The 19008-nt window shown below is 71.7% G+C and carries 22 protein-coding genes, 1 pseudogene and 1 riboswitch; of the genes and pseudogenes, 10 read left to right on the top strand and 13 right to left on the bottom strand.

Annotation, left to right across the window (positions count from 1 at the left end; translation table 11 throughout):
- Positions 1–87 precede the first annotated feature (87 nt).
- The 5 genes from AB0J40_RS14590 to AB0J40_RS14570 all read right to left on the bottom strand — a co-directional run bounded on the left by AB0J40_RS14590 (position 88) and on the right by AB0J40_RS14570 (position 3663).
- Positions 88–972, bottom strand: a complete 885-nt coding sequence (locus AB0J40_RS14590; protein WP_364452330.1) for a hypothetical protein — start codon at positions 970–972, stop codon at positions 88–90.
- The gene (locus AB0J40_RS14585; RefSeq protein ID WP_364452328.1) at positions 969–1445 is read right to left on the bottom strand and encodes a hypothetical protein; all 477 of its coding nucleotides are present in this window, start codon (positions 1443–1445) and stop codon (positions 969–971) included. The genes AB0J40_RS14590 and AB0J40_RS14585 overlap by 4 nt, the downstream gene beginning before the upstream one ends.
- A 57-nt stretch (positions 1446–1502) precedes the next feature.
- Positions 1503–1898, bottom strand: a complete 396-nt coding sequence (locus AB0J40_RS14580; protein WP_364452326.1) for a hypothetical protein — start codon at positions 1896–1898, stop codon at positions 1503–1505.
- A 15-nt stretch (positions 1899–1913) separates the two neighbouring features.
- Positions 1914–2654 (bottom strand): OmpA family protein, encoded by a 741-nt coding sequence (locus AB0J40_RS14575; protein WP_364452325.1) that lies wholly within the window; start codon positions 2652–2654, stop codon positions 1914–1916.
- Positions 2655–2844: 190 nt separating this feature from the next.
- The gene (locus AB0J40_RS14570) at positions 2845–3663 is read right to left on the bottom strand and encodes an SGNH/GDSL hydrolase family protein (protein WP_364452322.1); all 819 of its coding nucleotides are present in this window, start codon (positions 3661–3663) and stop codon (positions 2845–2847) included.
- A gap of 255 nt (positions 3664–3918) precedes the next feature.
- On the opposite strand from AB0J40_RS14570, the gene AB0J40_RS14565 reads away from it, so the two are divergent.
- Complete coding sequence (locus tag AB0J40_RS14565; RefSeq protein ID WP_364452319.1) at positions 3919–4581, top strand: DUF3159 domain-containing protein; 663 nt, start codon at positions 3919–3921, stop codon at positions 4579–4581.
- Between the two features lie 108 nt (positions 4582–4689).
- On the opposite strand, the gene AB0J40_RS14560 is transcribed toward AB0J40_RS14565, so the two are convergent.
- Complete coding sequence (locus AB0J40_RS14560; RefSeq protein WP_364452316.1) at positions 4690–5646, bottom strand: BadF/BadG/BcrA/BcrD ATPase family protein; 957 nt, start codon at positions 5644–5646, stop codon at positions 4690–4692.
- Positions 5643–6689, bottom strand: a complete 1047-nt coding sequence (locus tag AB0J40_RS14555) for an SIS domain-containing protein (protein ID WP_364452313.1) — start codon at positions 6687–6689, stop codon at positions 5643–5645. The genes AB0J40_RS14560 and AB0J40_RS14555 overlap by 4 nt, the downstream gene beginning before the upstream one ends.
- Positions 6690–6837: 148 nt before the next feature.
- Here AB0J40_RS14555 and AB0J40_RS14550 point away from each other — a divergent pair, with 148 nt between their 5' ends.
- Positions 6838–7593: a GntR family transcriptional regulator gene (locus tag AB0J40_RS14550; protein WP_364452310.1), complete on the top strand. Its 756-nt coding sequence runs from the start codon at positions 6838–6840 to the stop codon at positions 7591–7593.
- Positions 7590–9119, top strand: coding sequence for an MFS transporter (locus tag AB0J40_RS14545; protein ID WP_364452307.1), 1530 nt, complete (start codon positions 7590–7592; stop codon positions 9117–9119). The genes AB0J40_RS14550 and AB0J40_RS14545 overlap by 4 nt, the downstream gene beginning before the upstream one ends.
- Here AB0J40_RS14545 and AB0J40_RS14540 read toward each other — a convergent pair.
- Positions 9116–10066 carry a threonine/serine dehydratase gene (locus AB0J40_RS14540; RefSeq protein WP_364452304.1) on the bottom strand — a complete coding sequence of 317 codons (951 nt, stop codon included), beginning with the start codon at positions 10064–10066 and terminating at the stop codon, positions 9116–9118. The two genes, AB0J40_RS14545 and AB0J40_RS14540, sit on opposite strands and share 4 nt — an antisense overlap.
- 147 nt (positions 10067–10213) lie before the next feature.
- Here AB0J40_RS14540 and AB0J40_RS14535 point away from each other — a divergent pair, with 147 nt between their 5' ends.
- Positions 10214–10963, top strand: a complete 750-nt coding sequence (locus AB0J40_RS14535; protein WP_364452301.1) for a hypothetical protein — start codon at positions 10214–10216, stop codon at positions 10961–10963.
- 162 nt (positions 10964–11125) lie between these two features.
- On the opposite strand, the pseudogene AB0J40_RS14530 reads toward AB0J40_RS14535, so the two are convergent.
- Together AB0J40_RS14530 and thiE are read right to left on the bottom strand one after the other, a co-directional pair.
- Positions 11126–11313, bottom strand: a pseudogene (locus tag AB0J40_RS14530) (thiamine phosphate synthase); the annotation flags it as partial.
- A gap of 64 nt (positions 11314–11377) precedes the next feature.
- Complete coding sequence (gene thiE, locus AB0J40_RS14525; RefSeq protein WP_364452298.1) at positions 11378–12037, bottom strand: thiamine phosphate synthase; 660 nt, start codon at positions 12035–12037, stop codon at positions 11378–11380.
- A 31-nt stretch (positions 12038–12068) separates the two neighbouring features.
- Positions 12069–12174, top strand: a riboswitch (TPP riboswitch).
- Between thiE and thiO the strand changes: the two genes are divergently transcribed.
- From thiO to AB0J40_RS14505, 4 genes are all read left to right on the top strand, one after another.
- On the top strand, positions 12168–13241 hold the full coding sequence (thiO, locus tag AB0J40_RS14520) for a glycine oxidase ThiO (protein ID WP_364452296.1): 1074 nt from the start codon (positions 12168–12170) through the stop codon (positions 13239–13241). Its footprint overlaps the riboswitch before it by 7 nt.
- Positions 13241–13441: a sulfur carrier protein ThiS gene (gene thiS, locus AB0J40_RS14515; protein WP_364452293.1), complete on the top strand. Its 201-nt coding sequence runs from the start codon at positions 13241–13243 to the stop codon at positions 13439–13441. The genes thiO and thiS overlap by 1 nt, the downstream gene beginning before the upstream one ends.
- Before the next feature lies 1 nt (position 13442).
- Positions 13443–14201 (top strand): thiazole synthase, encoded by a 759-nt coding sequence (locus AB0J40_RS14510; RefSeq protein WP_364452290.1) that lies wholly within the window; start codon positions 13443–13445, stop codon positions 14199–14201.
- A 97-nt stretch (positions 14202–14298) separates the two neighbouring features.
- Positions 14299–14727, top strand: a complete 429-nt coding sequence (locus AB0J40_RS14505) for a MarR family transcriptional regulator (RefSeq protein WP_364452288.1) — start codon at positions 14299–14301, stop codon at positions 14725–14727.
- On the opposite strand, the gene AB0J40_RS14500 is transcribed toward AB0J40_RS14505, so the two are convergent.
- Together AB0J40_RS14500 and thiD are read right to left on the bottom strand one after the other, a co-directional pair.
- The gene (locus tag AB0J40_RS14500) at positions 14724–15527 is read right to left on the bottom strand and encodes an ion transporter (RefSeq protein ID WP_364452285.1); all 804 of its coding nucleotides are present in this window, start codon (positions 15525–15527) and stop codon (positions 14724–14726) included. The two genes, AB0J40_RS14505 and AB0J40_RS14500, sit on opposite strands and share 4 nt — an antisense overlap.
- Before the next feature lie 59 nt (positions 15528–15586).
- Complete coding sequence (thiD, locus tag AB0J40_RS14495) at positions 15587–16405, bottom strand: bifunctional hydroxymethylpyrimidine kinase/phosphomethylpyrimidine kinase (protein ID WP_364452282.1); 819 nt, start codon at positions 16403–16405, stop codon at positions 15587–15589.
- A 103-nt stretch (positions 16406–16508) separates the two neighbouring features.
- Here thiD and AB0J40_RS14490 point away from each other — a divergent pair, with 103 nt between their 5' ends.
- Entirely contained in the window at positions 16509–17519 is a 1011-nt protein-coding gene (locus AB0J40_RS14490) for a phosphatidylinositol-specific phospholipase C domain-containing protein (RefSeq protein WP_364452279.1), read from the top strand.
- Here AB0J40_RS14490 and AB0J40_RS14485 read toward each other — a convergent pair.
- Positions 17516–18439 carry an NADP-dependent oxidoreductase gene (locus tag AB0J40_RS14485; protein ID WP_364452276.1) on the bottom strand — a complete coding sequence of 308 codons (924 nt, stop codon included), beginning with the start codon at positions 18437–18439 and terminating at the stop codon, positions 17516–17518. The genes AB0J40_RS14490 and AB0J40_RS14485 overlap by 4 nt on opposite strands.
- A gap of 128 nt (positions 18440–18567) precedes the next feature.
- Here AB0J40_RS14485 and AB0J40_RS14480 point away from each other — a divergent pair, with 128 nt between their 5' ends.
- Positions 18568–18927, top strand: a complete 360-nt coding sequence (locus AB0J40_RS14480; protein WP_364452273.1) for a helix-turn-helix domain-containing protein — start codon at positions 18568–18570, stop codon at positions 18925–18927.
- Positions 18928–19008 lie beyond the last annotated feature (81 nt).

Raw genomic sequence — 19008 nt, 5'->3', positions numbered from 1 at the left:
ATCGGGGTTCCCACTGTTTTCGTGGCCGAACGGCTCACGACGACCGTCGGTTCCGGTGTTCAAGACGAAAGTCGCAAGCCGGACTTTTCAGTCGAAAAGGCTCACTTCGGGGGTGATTTCGAGGAGCTCGAAAACGGGACGGCCGCGGCGGCCGTCGATCGTCGTCGTGCGCACGACGCGCAGCCGGGCGGTCACCGGCCGGTCGAGGTTCTCCTTGATCTGGTCGAGCAGGTCCGGCGCCACCGCGCCCTGGATCGTGCCGCCCGACTCGCGATCGAGGTAGAAGATGCGCCGCCGGGTGCGGACGCCGTCGAGCCGCCCGCGCACCGTCTCGTAGCCGACCTCCTCGCGCGACTCGCGGAGGCTGCCCTGCAGGATCCGCGCCTGCTCGGTGGTCATGCTGCGGGTGACCTGCTCGCCCGCGGTCGGGGTCAGCGCCATCCCGATGCCGGCGTTCTTCGCGACGGCGTTGACGATGTCGCTCACCGCGTTGCGGACGGTGTCGCGCTGGAGCAGCACGGCGTCGAGCGCGCCGTCGTCCGAGCCGTTCGCCGGCAGGAAGTCGCACAGCTCCTTGACGGCCCGCTCGGACAGCGTCTCGATACCGTCGACGATCAGCGCGTCGTCGGAGACGTCGAGCTCCGGGAAGCCGAAGAAGATCGCGTTGCCGGCCTGGCCGCGCTGGATCAGCGGCGCCTTGTCGCGGTCGGCCTGCTGGACCTGGGTGACCTCGCCGGACGGGTTGCGGATGATGTGCCCGATCTTCGCCGTCGCGTCCTGCAGCGCGCGGCTGATGTCGGAGAAGGTGTAGGCGTCGATGGTCTGCTCGCCGATCACCGAGACGTGCAGCAGCGGCGAGCGGGACGTCCGCTCGAACTTGGCGTTCGCGGCCATCGCCGACGCGCGCGCCAGGTCGTCGAGCCACGTGCCGCCCGGGATCTCGTCGGCGATGCGCCGGAACTCGTTCCTCACCAGATCATCTCCGGGTAGCCCCTGCCGCCGTCGGCCCAGACCTCGGCCCAGACGTCCTCGTCGCCGGGACGGCAGAGGAAGCCGTCCAGCATGCCCCCGACCGGCTGCACCTGGTCGAGGTACATCGCGGGCTGCCCGACGATCACGCCGCGCAGCGTGAGCAGGCCGTACAGCGCCGACCGGCCGGCGTCGTCGAGCCGCTTCAGCGCGCCCCACTCGTCCGGGATGAGGACGACGTCGAGGCCTTGCGGCGGGTGCGCGCCGCGCGTGATGAGCTCGCCGCCGATCCAGGCCCGCCCGGACGGGATGATCCGCCGGGCGACGCCGAGGTAGCTGTTGAGGGCGCTGAAGAGGATCTCGCGCTCGTTCTGGTGCGGGGCGTCGAAGACCAGGCGTTCGTAGACGTCGGCGAGGTCGCAGGCGTGGCGGCCCGGCGGCAGGACCTGCTGCGACGTCCAATGGGGGAGCGCCACGCCACCCCCTCCTCAGCCCTCGCTCACAGTGCGTAGCCGAACTTACCAGGATGGGTGTCAGCCACCGCGCCCAGGCTGGTGCGGCCACTGCGGGGTGGCGTCTTCGGACTCGGGCCAGGCCGGTTCTTCTTCGGTGGGCCAGTCTTCGGCCTGCGCCCCGCGCTGCGGCGGCAGCGGCAGGTGGCCTTCGCGGTGGCCGACGGGCTCGGGTGCGTCGTCCTCGTGGACGTCCTGGGGCCGTTCGGTGCCGGGCTGCATCCACGCGGCGGGGATGAACTGGGTCTGCTCGGCGGGCTCTTCGTAGTGCGCCTCGGGCTCGGGTGCGGGTGCGGGTTCGGGCTCGGGTTGGGGCTTGGGGCGCTGGGCGGCGCGCAGCAGGAGCCACGAGGTGAGCGCGCCGAGGGCGAAGGCGACGACCAGCCACAACCAGATCTGCCCGAACAGCCACACCATCTGCTACTCACCCCTTCAAACGACTGTGATCTCGACGCGCCGGTCTTCTTCGCCGCCGCCCGCCGGGCGCGTGTCGCCCAGCCCGCGGTAGGTCACGCGCTTGGCCGTCAGCCCGTTGGTGGTGAGGATCCGCATGACGGCCCTGGCGCGGTCCCGGGAGAGCTTGAGGGCGCCGCTCGCGCTGCCGGTCCCGCGGGCGGCGTGGCCGGTGACGCGGTACCGGAAGGTGTCGGGCGACTTGGCGAGCGCGACGGCGACGGCGACGGCGGCCTGTTCGCCTTCGGGGGTGAGCCGGGCAGTGTCCGGTTCGAAGGTGATCGGCGCTTCGGCGAGCATCCGGTCGATCTCGGCTTGCACCCCGGCCTTGTCGGTGGGCGGCGGCGGAGCGGTGGCACTGGTCGTGGGTGGCTCGGTGGTCGTCGGAGCCGGCGAGCTGGTGGGCGGCGGCGTGCTCGTGCCCGGGGCCACCGGGACGACATCGCCCTGCAGCTGGGCGGCCCGCACACCGTCGACGTTCTGGACGACTTCGAGGGCTTTCAGGGCTTGGTCGGGCGGGAAGCCGCTGAGGGTGGCATCCCGGCCGTCGAAGGCGACGGTGCCGTTGTCGAGGCCGGCTTGGGCAAGGGCGGCGTGGGCATCGGCGGCGAGGTCACGCTGGATGCTCCCGGCTTGCGCCCAGGTGACGACCCCCGCGAGCAAGGCGGTGACCAGCACCGCGATCGGGACCACGAGGATCCAGCGACGACCACCGGACATAAGGGGACTGTAAGCCGGGTGGACCGGCTTGGCGACCGGGGGAAGGGTGGTCTTCCACAAGTTGTCCCCAGGTAAGTCGACATGTGGACAACTCGGCTTGCGGTGATCGGTTGGGCACGGTCTGTCGGACCCGGAATGCGTGAAGGCCGCCACCGACCCCGGCAGCGGCCTCCTCGAACGAAAAGACCCCTCAGCTGGCCTGCTGCCGAGCCTGCGCGCTGTCCGGCACCTCGAGCACATCCAACGGCAGCAAAGGCGCCAGCTGCGGCCGCTTCGGCGACAACCCGTCCCCCATGGACTCCCCCCGCAGCTGACGCCGGATCCACGGCAGCAAGTGCACCTTCGTCCACGTCAGATCCGACCGCCGCGAGTCGATCCACCGGGACGGCACCGCCTCCTCGGGCCACGGCTCGCGCCAGTCGTCCGCCACCGGGATTCCCAGCACCTCCGCCGACTTCAACGCGATCCGGCGGTGGGCCTCCGGGGAGAAGTGCAGCCGGTCGTCGCTCCAGGCTCGCCGGTCGTGCAGCGGGCCCATCGTCCACAGGTCCACCATCCGCGCCCCGTAGCGGTCCGCGATCGCCCACAGGTGCGTGTTGTAGATCGCCACCTTGCCGCGCAACACCGACATCACGGACAGGACCTTCGTGTCCGGGCCGTTGAAGATCAGGACCGGGATGCCCGCCTCGCGCAGCTTCGCGACGCCTTCCTCGAAGCGCGCCGTCACCGCGTCCACGTCCGCGCCCGGGACGATGATGTCGTTGCCGCCCGCGCACAGCGTGACCAGGTCGGGCTTCAGCTCCAGCGCGATCGGGAGCTGCTCGTCCATGATCTCGTCGAGCATCTTGCCCCGCAGGGCGAGGTTCGCGTACCGGAAGCCGGGCCGCCCGGCGGCCAGGATCTCCGCGAGCCGGTCGGCCCAGCCGCGGAACGAGCCGTCCGGGAGCCCGTCGTTGAGCCCTTCGGTGAAGCTGTCCCCGATCGCCACATAGCTGTCGAATCCGTACACGTTGGGTCCCCTTCCCGTCCTGCGACCGACTCCCCGACATGTAGTTGTACACCACAACTAACCGCCGGGACCCCCTGTCCGTGTTCAGCCCGTGGTAACAGTGTCTTATCTTGTCGGTCTTCTCCGCCTCTCTATTACGTAGTCTTCACCTTCCGCATGCCGTGAGACAGCACACTCGAAGGCGCCTACCACATCGGGTGTGGCGAAAATCTCCCTGCTTGGAGCCTCCGCGACGCGATCCGGCACGCTGGAGGAGTGTCCGCAGAACCCCGTGAGTCGCTCGCGCAGATCCTCGGCGGCCGTCGCGGCGCCCTCGACGCCAGCATCCCGCCCGTCGGTTTCGTCGCCGGCTGGCTCGCGGCCGGGCAGTCCATCGCCTGGGGCGCCGGCGCCGCCATCGTGGTCGCCGTCGCGCTCGGTGCCTACCGGGTCGTCCGCGGCGGGAAGGTGCGCGCGCTGGTCGTCAGCCTGGCCGCCGTCGTCGCGGCCGCGCTGATCGCCCTGCACACCGGCCGCGCCCAGGACTTCTTCCTGCTGCAGCTGATGTCCAATGTGGCCAGCGCGCTGCTCTGGGCGGCCAGCATCGTGGTCCGCTGGCCGCTGCTCGGCGTCGTCGTGGGCCTGCTGCTCGGGCAGAAGACGCGCTGGCGCCGCGACCCCGTGCTGCTGAAGGCGTACTCGCGGGCCAGCTGGGTGTGGGTGTTCGGCCAGTACACGCTGCGCGTGGTCGTCTACGGCCTGCTGTGGTGGTCCGGCCAGGTGATCGCGCTCGGCGTGGCCCGCACGGTGCTGTCGTGGCCACTGGTCGCGCTGACCGTCGCGGTGAGCGGCTGGGTGCTCTACCGGGCGCTGCCGCCGGAGCACCCGGGGCTGCGCTTGGCCCCCGAAACCGGCCCGGACGACGTACCCCGGACATAAGGCGGCCCCCGGCGAGGGGGGAGGGTCCGGGGGCCACTGCCTACGTTACCCGGAAAACCCGGGTTCAGTCGACGTTTTGACGTTTTCCCGGCACGGGTTTTGCTCGTTCTAGGGAAATACTGGTCTAACCACCCCTTCGCCGAAGGCGTCCACGGCGGCGAGCCAAGCCGCCCCGAGCACCCCGTCGGAGCTGGTCAGCACCTCGAGCCCGGACAGACCACGGCGGACGAGGTCGCCGATCGGGCTTTGTCCGGTGAGCACCGAACCCACGAGCACGACGGGCGTCGACTCGCCGGGCTCGCGCGCGGCGAGGGCGTTGGCGACGAGGAGTTCGGCCGCACGGGTGACGATCCCCCGCGCGGCGGGCTCGCCCGCGTCGTGCGCCGCGCTCACCAACGGGGCGAACCGGGCGAGCCGGACCGGTGCCTCGGCGTTGGCCGCCGTGATCAGCGCGCGCGACGCCGCGAGCCGCTCGGTGTCCGTCCGGACGTCCAAACCGGACGGTCCGAGCGCGGCGGCGAGCACCGCCGAAGGCAGCCCGTCGAGGGGCAGCCCGCGCCCGAGAGCCTCCAAAGTGGATCGGACGGCTTCGCGGCCGAGCCAGAAAGCCGACCCCTCGTCGCCGAGCAGCCAGCCGTAACCGCCCGCGGTGCCGGCCAGCCGCCGCTTGCGGATCCGGCCCGCGATGGAACCGGTGCCGGCGACGAGCACGGTGCCGTCCGGCGCCGACGTCGCGGACGCGTACGCCACTTCGGCGTCGGCGACGACTCGTACGTTCGTCAGCCCGATCCGCGCCCAGGCGGCGTCGAACACCGCCGCCACGCGCACGTCGCTGAGCTTGCTGACCCCCGCCATCCCGACGACGCACGCGCGCACGTCGCCGGGGTCGCGAGACCCCAGGGCCGCGGTGATCGCCTCGGCGATCCGGCCCGCGGCGACCTCGGGCGCGTGCGAGTTCGGGTTGGCACCGTCGCCGCGCCCGGTGCCGAGCACCGCGCCGGCGGCGTCGACCAGTGCGGCCCTGGTCGACGTTCCGCCGGCGTCGACGCCGATCGCGAAGCTCACCTCGTCTTGGTCACCTTCAGCAGGCCACGCGGGCTGTCCGGGTCGCCGCCGCGGGCGAGCGACAGGCCGAGGGCGATCCGCTGGATGGGCAGGATCTCCAGGATCGGCGCGAGCTCTTCGACCGTCGGCGCGACGTCGATGCGCAGCGCCGCCGGCACCTCGGCGGCGGCCGAGCCGACCGCGAGCACGTCCGCGCCGCGCTTGCCGACCGCCTCGAGGACCTCGTGCATGGCCTGCCCGCCCTGGCCCTTGCTGGTCACCGCGAGGACGGCGGTCTCGCCGTCGACCGCCGCGACCGGGCCGTGCAGCAGGTCCGCGCCGCTGTACGCGCGGGCGGCGAGGTAGCTGGTCTCCGCGAGCTTGAGCGAGCCTTCGAGCGCGGTGGCGTAGGAGTAGCCGCGACCGGTGGTGAGGACCCGGTCCACGAAGCGGTACCGGTCGACCGCGCGCTGGACGCCCTCGGCGGCGCCGTCGAGGGTCTGGCTCGCCAGCTCGCCGATCTTCTCGGCGTCGGCCGCCTTGCCGCCGCGGACGGCGTCGATGAGCAGGTAGAGCGCCATCAGCGTCGCCGAGTACGTCTTGGTCGCCGCGACGGCCTTCTCGACGCCGGCGCCGATGTCGACGCCGAGTTCGGACGCCGCGCGCAGCGGCGAGTCCGGCGTGTTGGTGACGGACACGGTCAGCGCGCCCTGGCGCCGCGCCGATTCGGTGACCTCGATCAGGTCGGGCGAACCACCGCTCTGGCTGACCGTGACGAACAGCACGTCCCGCAGATCGGGCCGCGCGCCGTAGAGCGTCGCCGTGGACGGGGAGACAAGACCAGCCGGAAGGCCGAGCAGTACCTCGATCAGGTACTTCGCGTACAACGCTGCGTGGTCGCTCGATCCACGCGCGGCGAGCAAAGCGAAGCGCGGCGGCCTCTGTGAGATCTTTTCCGCCACCTCCGCGATTTCCGCCTGACGCTCCACCAGTCCCGCCAGGACCTCCGGCTGCTGGGCGATCTCCGCGGCCATGTGCTCGCCGGGCCGTTGTTCGGTCATCATTTTCCTCTCCACCTCCGGCATTATGTACCGGACTCAGGCGGCGTCGGTCAGGTCTAGACCAATGTTAGTGGGGCGGCGCGTTTGGGGAAAAGGGTACGTTTCTTACGGGGACGTGGCGTGCGATGAGGGAAGACATAGGGAGCCGGGCATGTTGGAGACCACCACCACGGGCGAGGCGAGCGCCGTCGCCGGGATGCGCGGGCAGCGCGAGCCCAAGTACTGGGCGCTGAAACAGCACCTCCTCGACCTGCTGGACGTGCTGCCGCCCGGGTCGCCGATCCCGACCGAACGCGCGCTCGCCGGGGAGTTCACGGTCTCCCGCACCACCGTGCGCCAGGCGCTGGCCGACCTCACCGCCGAAGGCCGCCTGCACCGGGTGCAGGGCAAGGGCACCTTCGCGGCCGAGCCGAAGCTCGCGCAGCGGCTGCAGTTGTCGTCCTACACCGAGGACATGCGCCGGCAGGGCCTGAAGCCGTCGTCGAAGCTGCTCGAACTCGAGGAGCTGCCGGCCGAGGGTGACCTCGCGAAACTGCTCGGAATCCGGACTGGTGCGAAAATTCTTCGCCTTCGACGGCTTCGACTGGCCGACTCGCAGCCGATGGCGCTGGAGACTTCGCACCTGCCGGCCGGCCGATTCCGCGGGCTGCGCAAGCACGTCTCCGCGGGCGGTTCGTTGTACGCCGTTCTACGCGAGCACTACGGCGTCGAACTCGAACGCGCCGAGGAGTCGATCGAGACCTCGCTCGCCGGGCCGGAAGAGGCGGAGATGCTCGGCGCCGACGTCGGCATGCCGGTGCTGCGGCTGACCCGGCACTCGTTCGCCACCGACGGCAAGCCCGTCGAATACGCCCGCTCGGTCTACCGCGGCGACAGGTACAAGTTCGTCACGACGCTGTTGCCGTGACCGCCACCGAGGACACCGGGATCCGCTGGGGAACGCACGCCGCGCGCGGCGTGCTGGCCACCACCATCCTCGGGTCGGGCATGGCGATGCTCGACGGCACCATCGTCAACGTCGCCCTGCCCCGCATCGGCGCCGAGCTGAACGCCTCCGTCGCGGGGCTCCAGTGGATCCTCGACGGCTACATGCTGGCGCTCGCCGCGCTCATCCTGGTCGCCGGCTCGCTCGGCGACCGGTACGGCAGGCGCCGGATGTACCTGATCGGCGTCGTCTGGTTCGGCGTCGCCTCCGGGCTGTGCGCCGCCGCCGTGTCCACCGAGATGCTGGTCGCGATGCGGATCCTGCAGGGCGTCGGCGGCGCGCTGCTGACGCCGGGGTCGCTCGCGATCCTGCAGTCGTCCTTCGCGCACGACGCCCGCGCCCGCGCGATCGGCGCCTGGTCCGGCCTCGGCGGCATCGCCGCGGCCGCCGGGCCGCTGCTCGGCGGCTTCCTCGTCCAGGTGTGGTCGTGGCGCCTGGCGTTCCTGATCAACGTCCCGATCGCGCTCGTCGTCGTGCTGATGGCCGAGAAGTTCGTGCCGGAGTCCCGCGACCCGGACGCGACCGGTCACCCGGACTTCGGCGCCGCGGCGCTGGGCGCGATCGGCCTCGCCGGGGTCACCGGCGCGCTGGTGGAAGCGCCCGGCCGCGGCGTCGGCGACCCGATCGTGCTGGTCGCGGGCCTGCTGGGGATCGCGGGACTGACCGCGTTCGTGGTCGTCCAGCACCGCTCGCGCGAGCCGTTGGTGCCGCCGTCGCTGTTCCGCGACCGCACGTTCACGCTCTCGAACGCGCTGACGTTCGTCGTCTACGCGGCGCTCGGCGGCGTGATGATGCTGCTGGTCATGCAGCTGCAGGTGTCGCTGCGCTACTCGCCGACCGCGGCCGGGCTGGCCGGGCTGCCGCTCACGGTGATCATGCTGCTGCTGTCCGGCCGGTCGGGGGCGCTGGCCCAGCGCATCGGGCCGCGGACGCAGCTGGTGGTCGGCCCGATCGTCGTCGGCATCGGGATGCTGCTGATGCTGCGCATCGCGCCCGGCGCGTCCTACCTCGGCGCGGTGCTGCCCGCGGTGGTGGTGTTCGGCCTCGGCCTGGCGACGGTGGTGGCCCCGGTGACCGCGACGGTGCTCGCGGCGGCCCCGGACCGCTACGCCGGTGTCGCGTCCGGCGTCAACAACGCGATCGCGCGGTCGGGTGGGCTCCTGGCGGTGGCGGTGCTGCCCGCGGCAGCCGGCCTGACCGGTGAGGCGTACGCGGACCCGGTGGCGCTCACGGCGGGCTGGCGGATGGCGCTGGTCATCTGCGCGGCACTGGCGGTCGCGGGTGGGCTGATCGCGCTGGGCATCCACAACGGCGTCCTCGCGCCGCCGTCCGCTTCCGAGCCCGCCGCTCCGGACGAGTGCCCGCACCTGGGCGAGTGCTACCACTGCGGCGTGGAGGGCCCGCCGACGCACATCCGCGGCGGCGGGACCCCGGTCGCCGGCTCCTAGCCCGCGAGGATCTCCGCGAACAGCGCCGGGTCGGCGTTGCCGCCCGAGACGATCGCGACCGTCTTCCCGGCCGGCAGCTCGGCCGCGTGGGACAGGTACGCCGCCGTCGTCACCGCGCCGCTGGGCTCGGCCACCAGCCGGGCCTTGCGGGCGAGGACGCGCACGGCCTCGCGGATCTCGTCTTCGGTGACCGTGACCATCTCGTCGACGACCGCGCGCAGGTGCGCGAACGTCAGCTCGGACGGCTGCGAGCGCAGGCCGTCGGCGATCGTGCGGGCGCGGTCGGCCTGTGGCCACCGGACCAGCTCGCCCCGGCGGAGGCTGTCGGCGGTGTCCGCGGCCAGCGCCGGCTCGACCCCGATGACCTTCGCGTGCGGTGCCCTGGCCTTGATCGCGGTGCCGACGCCGGCGGCCAGCCCGCCGCCGCTGACCGGCACCAGCACGACCTCGACTTCGGGGAGGTCCTCGGCGATCTCGAGCCCGGCGGTGCCCTGTCCGGCGATGATGGCCGCGTCGTCGAAGGGCGGGATGAGGGTCAGCCCGCGTTCGACGGCCAGTTCGCGCGCTTTGCCCTCGTGCTCGCCGATCGGCACCTCGATCACCTCGGCGCCGTAGGAGCGGGTCGCTTCGACCTTGATCCGTGGTGTCACGTCCGGCACGACGACCAACGCGGGCACGCCGTACCGCTGCGCCGCGTACGCGACCGCTTGCGCGTGGTTGCCGCTGGAGTAAGCGATCACGCCGCGGGTACGCCGCTGTTCGTCGAGGGTGGCGATCGCGTTGAACGCGCCGCGCACCTTGAACGCGCCGACCGGTTGGAGGCTTTCGGGTTTGAGCCACAGGGTTCCGCGGGGATCCCACGTCTGGAGCAGCAGGGGCGTGCGCACGGCGGCGTCTTGGACGCGCTTCGCCGCGGCCTCGACGTCAGAGATCGTCACCAGTTCCATGTGCCGAGTATGTCAAGAAAACGTCCGGCATGGAGTGTCTATTGTGGACGGTCGGAGTGGTGCTCCTCACGCTCCGGCAACGTGGGGAGTTCCTCGCGCGCCTTACACGTTGGGAACGGGGAGAAGACTTTCTAGCGGATCGGGATCATGAGCAAGGAGAACGCAGCGGCTTCCGAGTTGGACACGAAGAAGGAAGAAAAGTCCGGCCTGCGGATCGCGCAGGTGCTGGCGGCGGCGCTCGCGGCGGTGACCGCGGCGTTGCTGGGATCGACGCTCGGCGTGGCGGGCACGGTGGTCGGCGCGGGCGTGGCGAGCGTGGTGTCGACGGTCGGCAGCGAGCTGTACCTGCGCTCGCTGCAGCGCACCCGCGAGGCGGCGCTGAAGGCGCGGCAGCTGGCGACGTCGGGCATCCGCCGGCGCGGAGTACCCGACGTGCCGGCGGCGGCCGAGGTGCCGATCACCGACCAGCCGACGGTGCAGCTGAAGCCGCCGGAGTCCGGGTTGCCGTCGCGGCTGCGGAAGCTGCGCTGGCCGTTGATCATCGGCACGAGCGTGGCGGCGTTCGCGGTGGCGATCCTGGCGATAGTCGGCTTCGAGTCGGCGACGGGCACCCAGATCGGCGGCGGAACGGGCACGAGCATCGGCAAGATCTTCGGCAACGGCGGCGGGCAGCCGGACAAGACCCCGTCGACCCCGCCGACGAAGTCGACCGACGACACGCAGGTGTCCCCGACGGAGACGACCACGACGCCTTCGGAGACGTCGACGGCCCCGACGACCTCGTCGGAGACCCCGACGACGACCCCGAGCACGACGACCGAGCAGCCGTCGACGTCGGCCCCGGCGACGACCACCGCACCGACCAGCAAGGGCGCGGCGACCACGCCGACGCCGTAGCGGGATCGGCCTTTCGCCGCAACGGCTTGTCCACAGGCGCGCCGGTTTTCGACGGCCCCGGGCGAAGTTGTCCACAACTTCGCGCGGGGCCGTTTTTGCAGGTCGGGAGCCGATAGACTGGGACGGGGACGCCCCCCAGGGATGGGCGGGGGTCTGTCTTGGTCAGGGGAGGCGGGCGCGCAGCTCCCGAGCGGCGGCTTCGGGGTCTTGGGCTTCGGTGATGGCCCGGACCACGACGATCCGGGACGCTCCGGCGTCCAGCACCGAGGCCAGCCGATCCTGGTCGATGCCGCCAATGGCGAACCACGGGCGGTCCGGGGCCAAGCCGCCGTCTCGCGCGCCAGGTCCAGGCGGAGCGGCCCGGCGTTGGCCAGCAAGGGCGCGGCGACCACGCCGACCCGGTGAGGCCTTCGGTCAGGGGAGGCGGGCGCGCAGCTCCCGAGCGGCAGCTTCGGGGTCTTGGGCTTCGGTGATGGCCCGGACCACGACGATCCGGGACGCTCCGGCGTCCAGCACCGAGGCCAGCCGGTCCTGGTCGATGCCGCCGATGGCGAACCACGGGCGGTCCGGGGTCCAGCCCGCCACCGAGCGGACCAGGTCCAGACCCGGTGCGGACCGGCCCGGCTTCGTCGGCGTCGGCCAGCACGGGCCCGTGCAGAAGTAGTCCACGCCGGGCTCCGCGGCCGCCGCCAGGGCCTGGTCGAGCGAGTGCGTCGACCGGCCGATGACCACCTCCTCGCCGAGGATGCGGCGGGCCAGTGGCACCGGGATGTCGTCCTGGCCCAGGTGCAGCACGTCCGCGCCGACCGCCAGCGCCACGTCGGCCCGGTCGTTCACCGACAGCAACGCTCCGTGGCGCGCGCAGGCCTCGGCCAGCACCTCCAGCGCCGCGATCTCGCCGGCGGCTTCCAGCGCCCCGGTCTTGTCGCGCAGCTGGATGATGTCGACGCCGCCGGCCAGCGCCGCGTCGGCGAAGGACGCCAGGTCGCCGCGGGCCGTGCGGGCGTCCGTGCAGAGGTACAGGCGCGCCGCGTCGAGGCGGGCGCGGATCTTGTCACCGGAAAGGGCGGGCATAGCGGCGACCGTACCCGGCGAGCTAGGGTGGACGCGTCCGCACGGGAGCCCGAGGGACGGGCTGAGAGGGAGCTGCCGCTCCGACCGTGGAACCTGATCCGGGTCATGCCGGCGCAGGGAGCGTGATTCCATGACGAACCTGGCAGTGGTGGGCGGCGGCGTGATCGGCCTGTCCACGGCGTGGCGCGCGGCCGCGAACGGCCACGAGGTCACCCTCTACGACCCCGAGCCCGTCCGCGGCGGCGCGTCCTGGCTGGCCGGTGGCATGCTCGCCCCGGTCACCGAGGCCTGGCCGGGCGAGGACGACGTCCTGCTCCTCGGCGAAGAATCCTTGAGACGCTGGCCCGGCTTCGCGAGCGACCTGGCCCGCGAAGGCCTCGACCCCGGCCTGGCCGAACACGGCACGCTCGTCGTCGCCTTCGACAGCGCCGACGCCGGCTACCTGGACATCCTGGCCCGCCATCTGCACGAGCTCGGCCGTGCGGCCGAGCGGCTCACCGGCCGCGAGACCAAGCGCCTCGAACCCGGCACCGGATCTGTCCGAAGTGGACTCCACGTGCCCGGCGACCTGGCCGTGGACAACCGGAAACTGCTTCAAGCCCTGTACGCGGCCGGCCAGAAGCGAGACGTCCGGTTCGTCCGCGAACGCGTGGAACGGCTCCCGGACGCCGAAGCCGTCGTGCTCGCCGCCGGCGCCTGGACCGGGCGGCTGCACCCGCAGCTGGCCGACGCCGTACGCCCGCTCAAGGGCGAGATCCTGCGGCTCAAGCCCCGCCGCGGCTGCCTGCCGCCGCCCACGCGGACTGTCCGCGCCGTTGTCGAAGGCAAGCCGATCTACCTCGTCCCGCGCGGCGACCAGGAGCTGGTCCTCGGCGCGACGCAGTACGAAGCGGGCTTCGACCAGGCCGTCACCGCGCGCGGCGTGCGCGAGCTGATCGAGGGCGCCGAACGCGTCTTCCCCGCGATCACCGAGTACGAGCTGGCCGAGACCGCCGCGGGCCTGCGGGCCGGCAGCCGGGACGTCCTGCCCTACATCGGCGTCCTGGACGACGGCGTCTTCGCCGCCACCGGGCACCACCGCAACGGCCTGCTGATGGCTCCCGTGACCGCGGACGCCGTCCTCGCCTGGCTCGAGGGTGAGAAGCCGCCCGAAGGCGTCGAAGCGGCTTCACCCGCCCGCCTGCACCAGAAGGAGCACGTGTGATGGAGATCAAGCTCAACGGGAAGTGGACGGAGTTCCCGGACGGCGCCACGGTCGCCGACGTCCTCGACGCGTCGGGCGGGCAGCGGCCCGGCATCGCCGTCGCGGTCGACGGCGTCGTCGTCCGCCGGAGCGACTGGCCCACCACCGCCGTGCCCAAGGGCGCCGGCGTCGACGTGCTCACCGCGGTCCAGGGAGGCTGAAGTGGACGAAGAACCGCTGGTCATCGGCAGTGCCAAGCTGACGTCCCGGCTGATCATCGGCACCGGCGGCGCGGCCAACCTCGCGGTGCTCGAACGGGCGCTGGTGGCGTCCGGCACCGAGCTGACCACCGTCGCCATGCGCCGCGCCGACGCCGAAGGCGGCTCCGGTGTCCTCGAACTGCTGAAGCGGCTCGGCATCGAGCTGCTGCCGAACACCGCGGGCTGCCGGACGGCCGCCGAAGCCGTGCTCACCGCGCAGCTCGCCCGCGAAGCGCTGGAAACCGACCTGGTCAAGCTCGAGGTGCACGCCGACGACCGGACGCTGCTGCCGGACCCGATCGAGACCCTCGACGCCGCCGAACGGCTGGCCGCCGACGGGTTCACGGTGTTCGCCTACACGAACGACGACCCCGTGCTCGCGTTGCGCCTGGAGGAGGCGGGTTGCGCGGCGGTGATGCCGCTGGGCGCGCCGATCGGCACCGGCCTCGGCATCCGGAATCCGCACAACATCGAGCTGATCGTTTCGCGGGCGGGCGTGCCGGTGATCCTGGACGCCGGAATCGGCACGGCGTCGGACGCGACGCTGGCGATGGAGCTCGGCTGCGACGCCGTCCTGCTGTCCACGGCCGTCACCCGGGCGGCCGATCCGGAGCGGATGGCCGCCGCCATGCGCTCGGCCGTCGTCGCCGGTCACCTGGCCCGCGGGGCGGGGCGGGTGCCGCAGCGCTTCTGGGCGAAGGCGTCAAGTCCACCCCGGTGAACCGGGGTGGCTTCACGCCGACCGCGCACGACGAGCCCGTAAGGTGGACGGCACTTTCCGGCGCACCGGCGGCGGGGCAGGGCAGAAGGAGCCAGCCGTGACGAGCACATCGGTCCAGGACGTCTCGGGCAGGTTGTACCTGGCCGTCGGCAGGCTGTCCCGGTCGCTGCGGCAGGCCGGCGTGCCCGGGCCCGGCCACGGCGCCATCTCGGCGCTGGCGACGCTGGTGATCTCCGGGCAGCTCCGGTTGGGTGACCTCGCCGCGAAGGAAGGGGTCGCCGCCGCGACGATGTCGCGGATCATCGCGTCCCTGGTCGAGGCGGGCTACGTCAGCCGCGAGTCCGACCCGGTCGACCGTCGGGCGTGGCTGGCGAAGGCGACCGAGGAGGGCGAGCGGTTGGTTTCCGGCGTCCGGTCGACGCGGGTGCAGGAGCTGAACCGGCGGCTCGACCGCCTGACGCCCGAGCACCGCGAAGCGCTCACGGCCGCGCTCCCGGCGCTCGAGGCCCTGATCGCGGACGACTAGACGGCGGTCCGGCGCAGCTCGGCCAGCTCGGCGCGCACCGCCCGCAGCTCCTCGAGGATCTCCTGGTTCGCGGCCGCCTGGGCTTCGGCCTGCTTCTCCTCTTCCTCGCGGATGTCCTGGCGCAGCTCGTCCTCCATGCCGCTGACCACGACCGCGATGAAGAGGTTCAGCACCGCGAAGCTCGACACCAGGATGTAGACGACGAAGAAGATCCAGGCCATCGGCGCCTGGACCATGATCTCCTTCGCGATGTCCGGCCACGCCTCGCCGGTCATCACCTGGAACAGCGTGAACAGCGACGTGCCGAGGTCGCCGAAGTTCTCCGGGGAGATGCCGCCGAACAGCTTGGTCGCCATCACGCCCGCCACGAAGATGATCAGCGCCAGCAACGCGGCGATCGACGCCATCCCGGGGATCGCCGCGAGCAGCCCGGAGACGACCTTGCGCATCGACGGCACGACCGAGATCAGCCGCAGGACGCGCAGCACGCGCAGCGACCGCAGGACGGCGAACGGCCCGGTCGCCGGGATCACCGCGATGCCGACGACGAGCAGGTCGAAGACGTTCCAGTTGTCGCGGAAGAAGGCGCCGCGGTAGGCGTAGAACTTCGCCAGCAGCTCGGTGACGAAGATGCCGAGCGCGACGTGGTCGAGGGCGTGCAGCAGATCGCCGTAGCCGGCCATGATCGACGTCGACGTCTCCATGCCGAGGGTGACCGCGTTGAAGACGATCACGGCGATGACGAAGTTCTGGAAGCGGCGGTCTTCGAGGAACTTCGCCACGCGCTCGCGTCCGGTCAAGGCCGCCCCCTGCTTGGGTCAAGGATCAGTAAACGCAGGGATGGTAACCGGGCGGTCGCTCAGCGCTCTTCGGGTGCCAGCCGCCAGAAGGCCGAGACCGGGCCGACCTTGGCGCCCATCGGGTAGGCGTGCTCGACGGCGTGCGAGACGAACCACTTGCCGTACCGAGCGGCCTCGACCACCGACATGCCCTTGGCCAGTCCCGCCGTCAGCGCCGACGCCATCGTGTCGCCGGCGCCGTGGGTGTGCGGCGTCGCGAACCGCTCGCCCGGCAGCTCGACGAACGTGGAGCCGTCGAACAGCAGGTCCACGCACTCCGGGTCGGCCTGCAGGTGGCCGCTCTTGACCAGGACGTACCGCGGGCCCATCCGGTGCAGGACCACCGCCGCGGTGTGCATGCCCTCGCGGTCGGTCACCGTCATGCCGGTGAGCAGGCGGACCTCGTCGAGGTTCGGCGTCAGGACCGTCGCGCGGGGCAGCAGCTCGTCGCGCAGGGCGTGCAGCCCGGCCTCGTCGAACAGCGGGTGGCCGTGCATCGACGCGGCGACCGGGTCGACGACGAACGGGATCTTCTCGTCGCGGCCGATCCCCGCCTTGTCGCACGCCGCCGCGACGGCGTGGATGATCTCGGCCGACGCCAGCATGCCCGTCTTGGCCGCGCCGACGCCCATGTCCGCCGCGACCGCCTCGATCTGCCCGGCCACGATGTGCGGCGGCAGGTCGGCGCGGTCGTGCACGCCGAGGGTGTTCTGGACGGTGACGGCGGTGACCGCGACCAGGCCGTGCACGCCGCACGTCAGGAACGTGCGCAGGTCCGCCTGCAGTCCGGCGGCGCCGCCGGAGTCCGACCCCGCGATGGTCAACGCCGAAGGAATCATGTCTTTCCCGACTTCTGGTCTAGGCCAATCAGCCTCTTTTGCTTCATCAACAGTCAACCACGGTGAGACATTGTGAACGTTACTCACGTTCGAAGGAGCCTGGATGAAGCTCTTCTCGGTGGCCGTCCTCACGGCGGCGCTGGCGCTCTCGGGGGCGACGGCAGCGCACGCGGACAGCCCGAAGCTTTCCCACGTCACCACGGTCGGCGTGCACAACACGTACGACCCGGCGGCCTACGACTACCTGGCCAGGGCGCTCGACGCCGGCTCGTCGCTGATCGAGCTGGACGTCTGGCCGGACTTCTTCACCCACGAGTGGAAGGTCAGCCACTCGAACCCGTTGGGGAACAACAACAACTGCGTCGCGGCGACCTCGGCGGCGCAGCTCTACAGCGGTGGCAAGAACAAGAACCTCGAGTACTGCCTCGACGACATCCGGATCTGGCTGGCCGCCCACCCGGGGCACACGCCGATCACCCTGAAGCTCGAGATGAAGACGGGCTTCTCGGACAACACCGGCATGGGCCCGGACGAGCTGGACGCCACGTTCCGCGCGCACCTCGGCAGCGTCGTGTTCCGCCCGGCCGAACTGCTCGGGAGCTACGCCACGCTCGACGACGCGGCCAAGGCGGACAACTGGCCGTCGGTGGACGCGTTGCGGGGCCGGGTGATCACCGAGATCATCCCGGGCACGGTCGAGGAGGGGAACCCGACCGACACGCTCCACACCGACGTCGAGTACGCGCGCTACCTCGTCGGGCTCAAGACCGCGGGCAAGCTCGGCGACGCGAACATCTTCCCGACCGTGCACGGCGCGGCCGGCGGTGACCCTCGGGACAAGTACACCGCCGACCTCAAGCCGTGGTTCGTCGTGTTCGACGGCGACGCGAACGCGTGGGTCACGCAGACCGGGCCGTGGTGGTACGACGCCAACCACTACTACCTGGTGATGACCGACGGGCAGAACGTCGCGCCGGCCATCGACGCCCACAACCCGACGGTCGACCAGGCCAACCAGCGCGTCGCCGACCTGGCGAAGCAGCACGCGTCGGTCATCACCTCGGACTGGACCGGGCTCACGACGGTGCTGCCCCAGGTGCTCGCGCGGGGTTAGACGGTCAGCACGAGCTTGCCGGACACCCGGCCGGACTCACCCAGCTCGTGCGCCTTGGCGGCGTCTTCCAGCGGGAACGTCTGCTCGACGCGGACCTTCAGCCGACCGGCCTCGATCAGCCCGACGAGGCCGGTCAGCCCGCCGCGGTCCGGCTCGACGAGGATCCGGCTCGTCCGCACGTTCCGCTCGGCCGCCGCCTTTTCGACGCGGTCGCCGACGCCGCTGGGCACGCCGATCAGCAGGCCGCCCTCCTTGATCGCGGGGAGCCAGCGCAGGTCGCTGTCCTCGCCGACGAGTCCGAAGTAGACGTCCACATCGGACGCCGTCGCGGTCTCGTCGTGGTAGTCGATGGGCTCGTCGACTCCGAGTTCGCGCAGCAGGTCGTGCTTCCCGGCGCTGGCCGTGCCGATGACGTGCGCGCCGCGCGCCTTGGCGATCTGCACGGCGAGGTGGCCGACCCCGCCCGCGGCGGCGTCGACGAAGACCCGCTGTCCTTCATGGACGTTCGCGACGTCCACCAGTCCCTGCCAGGCGGTCAATCCGGCGAGGGGGAGCGCGGCGGCCTCGGCGAACGACAGCCCGGCCGGCTTGCGCACGAAGTGCCGCGAGGGCGCGGTGACGTACTCCGCGTAGGCGTTGGCGGGACGCGGGAACCACGGCATTCCGAGGACTTCGTCGCCTTCGCGGACGCCGGTCGCACCGAAGCCGATCCGCTCGACGACACCGGCGACGTCCCACCCGACGGTGAACGGCGGCTCGCCGAGGAACCCGCCGCCCGCGCGAACCTTCCAGTCGACGGGGTTGACGCCGGCGGCTTTCACCCGCACCAGGACCTCCGTCGGCCCGGGTTCCGGCCGCGGTGCCTCGGTGACGCGGAGCACCTCCGGCCCGCCGAGGGTCTCCTGGGTCACGATGCGCATCTCTTCACTCCTTCTTGGTTCGGGTCGCCTCCTATACTCGGATCGTTCGTCACTTTTCGCCAGAAGGCACTTGTCCGTAAAGTAGGTACCTCGTGGAAACTACCTGTGACCAGGGCGGACCCTGGGACGTGTATCTCCGGAACTGCCCGTGCCGGGACGTGCTGGACCTGCTGGCCAACAAGTGGACGGCCCTGATGCTGGGCGCGCTGGCCCGCGGCCCGCACCGCTTCGGCGAGCTGCGCCGCGCGGTGGACGGGATCAGCCAGAAGATGCTTACGCAGAACCTGCGCCAGCTGGAGCGCGACGGCTTCCTGACCCGCACGGTGTACCCGACGACCCCGCCGACGGTGGAGTACGCGCTGACGGAGATGGGCGCGGAGGTGGGGGCGCACCTGATCGCGCTGAGCGCGTGGTCGCAGGCGAACTTCGACCGGATCAGGACGGCCCGCGAGGAGTACGACGGCCGGGAGCTGCAGCCGGTCCGCTAGCGGCTTCGGCGCCTCACTGCGCACTTTGAGTGGTCAGCGGAATGATCCGGCAACACAGGATCGCCTGAAATCGGCTGGCAG

The organism is Amycolatopsis sp. NPDC049691, from assembly GCF_040675005.1.
Taxonomy (GTDB): Bacteria; Actinomycetota; Actinomycetes; order Mycobacteriales; family Pseudonocardiaceae; genus Amycolatopsis.
The sequence above is the reverse complement of the archived record's forward strand: the minus strand, read 5'-3'. Positions and strand labels throughout refer to the sequence as shown.